Origin of the sequence: Rhizobium sp. PEPV16 (assembly GCF_008919455.1) — a bacterium.
Lineage (GTDB): Bacteria > Pseudomonadota > Alphaproteobacteria > Rhizobiales > Rhizobiaceae > Rhizobium > Rhizobium leguminosarum_Q.
The window spans coordinates 1-2580 of sequence record NZ_VSZV01000066.1 but is presented as its reverse complement, the minus strand read 5'-3'; the positions used below and the strand labels follow the sequence as shown (position 1 = coordinate 2580).

General features: G+C 60.2%; 3 protein-coding genes and 1 pseudogene. 2 read left to right on the top strand and 2 right to left on the bottom strand.

Going from position 1 to position 2580, the window contains the following annotated elements; all coding sequences use genetic code 11:
* A pseudogene (locus FY112_RS00630) lies at positions 1–279 on the bottom strand (phospholipase); the annotation flags it as partial.
* A gap of 236 nt (positions 280–515) precedes the next feature.
* Positions 516–1304, bottom strand: coding sequence for a thioredoxin family protein (locus tag FY112_RS00625; RefSeq protein WP_017960938.1), 789 nt, complete (start codon positions 1302–1304; stop codon positions 516–518).
* A gap of 209 nt (positions 1305–1513) precedes the next feature.
* Here FY112_RS00625 and FY112_RS00620 point away from each other — a divergent pair, with 209 nt between their 5' ends.
* Together FY112_RS00620 and FY112_RS00615 are read left to right on the top strand one after the other, a co-directional pair.
* Positions 1514–2161, top strand: a complete 648-nt coding sequence (locus tag FY112_RS00620; protein WP_017960939.1) for an ankyrin repeat domain-containing protein — start codon at positions 1514–1516, stop codon at positions 2159–2161.
* A gap of 45 nt (positions 2162–2206) precedes the next feature.
* On the top strand, positions 2207–2580 hold a 374-nt coding region (locus FY112_RS00615; RefSeq protein ID WP_181018113.1), incomplete at its 3' end, for a YHS domain-containing (seleno)protein.

Below are 2580 nucleotides of genomic sequence, written 5' to 3'. Positions count from 1 at the left end.
GAAGGGAAAATGCACCCAGCGGAATTTCTGGATCGGCGCCTCTGTCGTGCGGATGCCGTCGTCTGGAACCGGCTGGCCGGGAAAGCCGATACGGTTGCGCACGTTCTTGAAGAAGTCAGTACCCGGCTCGCGATACTGGATGGCGAAACCGACGAAATCGATCGGCGGCCGGCCATTCTTCCAGTCCATGCCGAGCAGCACCATGCCGTCGCCGCGATGGATGGTCAGCGCAAAAAGCGCTGCCGCATTCCTGCCGGTCACACGAAAATCCGTATCCATGCCCGCCTCCCCTGGAAATCGGGCGAAATCTAGCATGGTTCCGTGACAGTAAGGAGATATGTCGGTGAAATTTTGCGCGCAGAAGGTGCAGGGAGGCGACGGTACGGAGCGAGCACCAGCGGCGCCACGACCTGCCCAGCTGATGCGTCGTCATGAAAGAAGATTTGCGGTTCGCCAGACTTTCAGGCGGACCGCCGTACCCTCCTGCCGGAACGGAGGATACGGCCGGACCGACCCTACGGTTTCTCGTTTGCACTCTCGGCCCGAAACGCCGCCTCCCCTGCATCTGACACCTCGACCCATTTCTTGTCGGGCTCGGCGTCCGGCACGTAGCTGTCGTGCCAGTTCCACCACTTGTAGGTCGGGGTCTGCGGATAGCCCTCGGGCGAATCCTCCCAGACTTCCTGGCGGCCGAGCGGCGTGATGTCGAGGTAGTTCCAGGTGCCGCCCATCTGCTCGTCGCCGCGATTGTTGATGAAATAGGTGCGGAAGATGCGATCGCCGTCGCGGTAGAACACATTGGTGCCGTGCCACTCGTCGACGCCGAAGTCCTTGTCGAAGCTGTCGGTGATCGTGACCCACGGCATCGTCCAGCCCATCCGCGCCTTCAGCCGCGTAATGTCGGCCTGCGGGGCGCGGGAGGCGAAGACCAGCGTCGTGTCGCGGGCGTTGAGATGGGCGACATGGGCAACCTGATCGGCCACCATCGAGCAGCCGCGGCAGGCATGCTCGGGCCAGCCGAACACGCCGGGCTCGTAGAAGGCGCGGTAGAGGATGAGCTGGTGTCTGCCTTCGAACAGGTCGAGCAAGCTGACTTTGCCCTGAGGCCCCTCAAACGCATAGGCCTTCTCGACCGCCATCCACGGCATGCGCCGGCGCTCGGCGGCCAGCGCGTCGCGGGCACGCGTCTCAGCCTTCTCCTTCACGAGCAGTTGCGCGTGGGCTGCTTCCCAGGCTTGCCGCGACACGACCGGCGGTTTGTGCATGGCTTGTCCGCTTTTTCCATTCTCGGCTGAAGCAGTCATGGCTTTCAATCTCCTCATTGGGGCGATTTCCCAAGCTTGGACGCCCGGTTCATCGCGCATTGGTCTGAGATAGTTTCGCATCGGAAATCGAACAGGGGGAGTAACAAGTGTGACCGTATTCCTTGGAACCGTCGGTCGCAGCCTTGGCGCGCGAGTGGTGTTGACCGGGAGCGCGTCCATTAGCTTAATCTTGTTTACAAATTGCACACGTGCTAAAACGCGACAAAACGGCGCATACGAACCATGATCAAACCGAGATCGTGCCCGTGAATATTTTTACCGCGACTGTTGCTACGCTTGTCATTGGCGTCCTCCCGGCATGGGCAGGTCCTTTGCATCAGGCGGCCAAGGACGGCGATATCGCCCGCGTCACACAGTTGCTGGACCAGGGCTCCGATCTGTCGGAGCTCGATGAGGCGGGCGAGCCGGCGCTGATTATCGCGTCATTGGCGGGCCATGCCGATGTCGTCGTTCTTTTGCTGGATCGCGGCGCCGACATCGAAATTCGCAACAAGGGTGGGCTGACGGCGCTGCATGCAGCAGCCTATGGAGGAAATCTGGAGGTGGTGAAACGGCTTGTCGCCGAGGGAGCTGATGTCAACGACAGGAAGAATTTCTATCAGATGTCGCCGCTGCACGGCGCCGCCGAAGAGGGCCGCACCGACGTGGTCGCTTTTCTGCTGACGAAGAGCGCGGATGTCGAAGCGACGGAAAGAAACGGGTACACGCCTCTCACTCAAGCCGGGTGGCGGGCGCATTGGGACACGGCCAAATTACTCATGGAAGCCGGTGCTGTTTGCCAGAAAGCCGAGCTTGTGGGCGAACCGCTCTACAAGGAATGCACCAAACGGCAATAGCATTTCGCTTGAGGTAACAGACCGCGTCCGGAAACGGAGCTTGTTATGTCTTATCATGTGCAAAAATACGGCCATGTGCGAAAATCCGGAAAGCGGGTGGGCGCGGCTGTTGGGGCTGCGGTCATGCTGCTTTCCTTCCTTCAGCCCCCCTTCATTCAGGTTATGGCGGCCGAGGAACTCGTCAATACCGGCTATTTCGGCGATGTCGCGATCAAGGGCTACGACCCGGTCGCCTATTTCACTGAAAACCAGGCCGTCGAAGGATCCGAGACATATTCCCACCACTGGCTTGGCGCGACTTGGTATTTCGCCAGCGCTAGAAATCGCGACCTCTTCAAGGGCGATCCATCCAAATATGCACCGCAATATGGCGGCTATTGCGCTGACGGCGTGTCTTTCGGGACGGTGACCACCAATAT